Genomic DNA, 4,243 nt, shown 5'->3' with positions numbered 1-4,243 from the left:
TCGGCGATGGCGCGCAGCTCCTTGGCGCTGGTGACGCCGCCCCACATCCGCGGCACCACGGAATAGGTGCCGTCCTTCTGGATGTTGGCGTGGGCGCGTTCGTTGATGAAGCGCGACTGCTGGTCGTCGTGGTATTCGCCCGGCCAGGCGCAGATCAGGTAGTAGTTCAGTGCCGGCCGGCATCTGGCGCAGCCATTCGGGGTGCGCCAGCCCAGCTCCTGCATGACAGCCGGGATCGACCGCAGGTCGCGCGCCAGGATCAGCCGCCGCACCTCGCCATGGCCGTAATCGGTGCAGCTGCAGACTGGCTTGACCGCCGGGCCGCCGGCATAGGCATCGCCCAGCGTGGCGGCCAGCAGGGTCTCGACCAGCCCGGTGCAGGAGCCGCAGGAGGACGAGGCCTTGGTGTGGGCCCGCACCTCGTCCAGGCTCGCCAAGCCCTTGGTGGCGATGGCCGCGACGATGGTGCCCTTGCAGACGCCGTTGCAGCCGCAGATCTCCGCCTCCGGCGGCAGGGCGGCAACGGCCTGCTTAGGGTCCGGCGCCGCACCCCCGGCGGCCAGCGCCCGGCCGAAGATCAGCCCGTCGCGCATCGCGGCGATGTCCTGGCCCTCGCGCAGCAGCTGGAAGAACCAGGCGCCGTCAGCGGTGTCGCCATACAGCACGGCGCCGGCGATGCGGTCGTCCTTCAGCACCAAGCGCTTGTAGACGCCGCGGGCGGCATCGCGGAACACGATGTCCTCGCAGCCCTCGCCGCCCTGGAAGTTGCCGGCCGAGAACACGTCGATGCCGGTGACCTTGAGCTTGGTCGAGGTGACGGAGCCGCGATATTCGCTCTCCGCCGTGCCGGCCAGCTGGTCGGCGCAGATCCGGGCCATCTCGTACAGCGGCGCCACCAGCCCGTAGGTGCGGCCCTGATGCTGCACGCATTCGCCGACCGCCAGGATGCAGGGGTCGGAGGTGGTCATCCGGTCGTCGACCACCACGCCGCGTTCGACCGCCAGTCCGGCCGCGCGGGCCAGCGCCGTCGCTGGGCGGATGCCGACCGCCATCACCACTAGGTCGGCCGGGATCAACCACCCGTCCTTCAGCCGCACCGCCTCGACCTTGCCGTCGCCCTCGATCGCGGCGGTGTCGGCCTCGGTCAGCACGGTCAGGCCGCGCTGCTCCAGCTCGCGCCGCAGCAGCCAGGCGGCGGCGGGGTCCAGCTGCCGCTCCATCAGCACCGGCATCAGGTGCAGGACGGTGACGTCCATGCCGTTGGCGCGCAGGCCGTTCGCGGCCTCCAGCCCCAGCAGGCCGCCGCCGACCACCACGGCGCGGCTGCGGCCTTCGCGCGCCGCCGCCAGCATCGCCTCGACATCGGCGATATCGCGGAAGGTGACGACGCCGGGCAGGTCGTGCCCCGGCACCGGGATCACGATCGGGTCGGACCCGGTGGCCAGCAGCAGCCGGTCGTAGCGGCACCGGCTGCCGTCGGCGCCCACCACCTCGCGCGCCTCGCGGTCGATCGCCGTGACCCGCACCCCGGCGCGCAGGTCGATGCCGTTGGCGTCGTACCAGGCGCGGTCGTTGATGACGATCTCGTCGAACCGCTTCTCGCCGGCCAGCACCGGCGACAGCATGATGCGGTTGTAGTTCACCTGCGGCTCTGCGCCGAACACGGTGACGGCGTAGCGGTCGGGGGCACGGGCCAGCAGCTCCTCCACCGCCCGCATCCCGGCCATGCCGTTGCCGATCACGACCAAGCGTTCTTGCGGCCCCCAGCTTCCTTCGGGCATCGGATGTCTCCTGCTCAGGCGGCGGCGGTGGTGAAGCGCTGGCGCTCATAGAGGAAGCGCAGCACCTGGACCCGGCTGGCGGCATAGGCCGGGTCGTCGGCCAGGGCCAGGCGGCGGCGCGGCCGGTCCAGCGGGATGTCCAGCACCTCACCGATGGTGGCGGCCGGGCCGTTGGTCATCATCACGATGCGGTCGGACAGCAGCACCGCCTCGTCCACATCATGGGTGATCATCAGCACGGTGTTGCAGAGCGTGGCGTGGATCTCCATCACCGAATCCTGCAGATGGGCCCGGGTCAGGGCGTCCAGCGCGCCGAAGGGTTCGTCCATCAGCAGCAGCTTCGGCTGCATCGCCAGCGCCCGGGCGATGCCGACGCGCTGCTTCATGCCGCCGGAGATCTCGCCCGGCCGCTTGTCCTTGGCGTGAGCCATGTGGACCAGCGCCAGATTGTGCATCACCCAGTCGTGCCGCTCGGCCGCGTTCTTGCGGCGCCCGAACACCTTGTCGACCGCGATCCGGACATTGCCGTAGACGGTCAGCCAGGGCAGCAGCGAGTGGTTCTGGAACACGATGGCGCGGTCCGGGCCGGGGCTGTCGACCACGGCGCCATCCAGCAGCACCTCGCCGGTGGTGGAGCGCACCAGGCCGCCGACGATGTTCAGCAGGGTGGACTTGCCGCAGCCGGAATGGCCGATGATCGAGACGAACTCGCCCTTGGCCACGGTCAGCTGCACATTGGTCAACACCTCGCTGACCGCGCTGCCGCGGATGAAGCGCATGCCGACCTGTTCGATCGAGAGATAGGCGTCCATCGGATCCCCCTCAGGCTGCAGTGCCGCGGGCGATCAGCGCGCCGGCGAAGCCGATGAGGCGGTCGAGCAGGAAACCGACCAGCCCGACATAGACCAGCGCCACGATGATGTCGCTGATGCGCGAGCTGTTCCACGCGTCCCAGATGAAGAAGCCGATGCCGACACCGCCGATCAGCATCTCGGCCGCGATGATCGCCAGCCAGGACAGGCCGATGCCGATCCGCAGGCCGGTGAAGATGTAGGGCACGGCGGCGGGCAGGGTGATCTTGAGGAACACCTCCCACCACGACAGGCGCAGCACCGCCGCGACGTTGCGGTAATCCTGCGGGATGTTGCGCACGCCGACCGCGGTGTTGATCACGATCGGCCAGATCGAGGTGATGAAGATCACGAAGATCGCGGACGGCTCGGCCCGCTGGAACCCGGCCAGCGAGATCGGCAGCCAGGCCAGCGGCGGGATGGTGCGCAGCACCTGGAAGATCGGGTCCAGGCCGCGCATCGCCCAGATGCTCTGGCCGATCAGCACGCCGATCGCCACGCCGGCCACCGCGGCCAGGCTGAAGCCGATCGCCACCCGCTGCAGGCTGGTGGCGATCTGCCAGAAGGCGCCCTTGTCGACCCCGCCATTGTCGTAGAACGGGTCGATGATGAAGTCCCAAGTGTCGTCCAGCACCTTCAGCGGCGACGGCAGGCTGGAGGTCGGGCTGGAACACAGCAGCTGCCAGGCCAGCAGCAGCACGGCCAGCACGATCAGCGGCGGGATCACCCGCACGGCGACCTCGCCGGCGATGCGCACCAGCCGGGGGGCCAAGGGCGGCCGGGCCACCGGCATGGCCAGGATCTGCCCGCCGGTCAGGGACCTGCGGGCGGCGGGGGCGTCGGTCACGGCCCCGGTGGTCTGGGTCGCCGTCTGGGAAGCCGTCTGGGGCATGGGGTGGCTCGGCTCCGGCTGTGTGTCGGGCGTGGCGTTCAGGCGATGGCCTTGATGGCGAGGCTGGCGAGATAGGTGTCCGGGGCGTCGGGGTCGAAGACCTTGCCGTCGAAGAAGGTCTCCTTGCCGCGCGACGGGCTGGCCGGGATTTCCGCGGCCGGCACGCCGATCGCCTGGGCGGCCTGGCGCCACAGATCCTCGCGGTTGACCTTGGCGATCAGCGCCTTCAGGTCGGTGTCGGGCGCGACAAAGCCCCAGCGCTTGTCCTCGGTCAGGAACCACAGCTCGTGGCTCTGGTAGGGGTAGGAGGCGAAGTCCCGCCAGTACTTCATCAGCAGCGGGCTGTTCTCGACCTTGCGGCCGTCGCCATAGTCGATGGTGCCGAGCGACCGCGGCAGGATGTCGGCCGGCGGCACGTTGAACCACGCCCGGCGGCCGATGATCTGGGCCATCTCCGCCTTGTTTTCCGGCTTGTCGGCCCAGCGCTGGGCCTCCAGCACCGCCTGCAGCAGGGCGGCCGCCGCCTTCGGGTTGGCGTCGATCCAGTCGGCCCGCAGCACCAGGCTCTTCTCCGGATGGTCTTTCCAGATCTCGCCGGTGGTGCAGGCGGAATAGCCGATGCCCTGGTGCACCAGCTGGTCGCCCCAGGGTTCGCCGACGCAGAAGGCCTGCATGTTGCCGACCTTCATGTTGGCGACCATCTGCGGCGGCGGCACCAC

4 protein-coding genes are annotated in these 4,243 nt (G+C 70.0%); all 4 read right to left on the bottom strand.

Features of this window, described 5'->3' with window-relative positions:
• Window positions 1-1,781: nitrite reductase large subunit NirB (gene nirB, locus AC3XYG_RS06640; protein WP_489139022.1), on the bottom strand; the 1,781-nt coding region annotated here is incomplete at its 3' end.
• Between the two features lie 14 nt (window positions 1,782-1,795).
• Window positions 1,796-2,593, bottom strand: coding sequence for an ABC transporter ATP-binding protein (locus AC3XYG_RS06635; RefSeq protein WP_489139021.1), 798 nt, complete (start codon window positions 2,591-2,593; stop codon window positions 1,796-1,798).
• A 10-nt stretch (window positions 2,594-2,603) separates the two neighbouring features.
• Window positions 2,604-3,524, bottom strand: coding sequence for a nitrate ABC transporter permease (gene ntrB, locus AC3XYG_RS06630; protein ID WP_489139020.1), 921 nt, complete (start codon window positions 3,522-3,524; stop codon window positions 2,604-2,606).
• 38 nt (window positions 3,525-3,562) lie between these two features.
• The coding region (locus AC3XYG_RS06625) for an ABC transporter substrate-binding protein (RefSeq protein ID WP_489139019.1) at window positions 3,563-4,243 on the bottom strand (681 nt) is incomplete at its 5' end.

This window comes from Inquilinus sp. (genome assembly GCF_057815775.1).
Note: the sequence above shows the minus strand (reverse complement) of the source record. Positions and strands in the feature narration are given on the sequence as shown.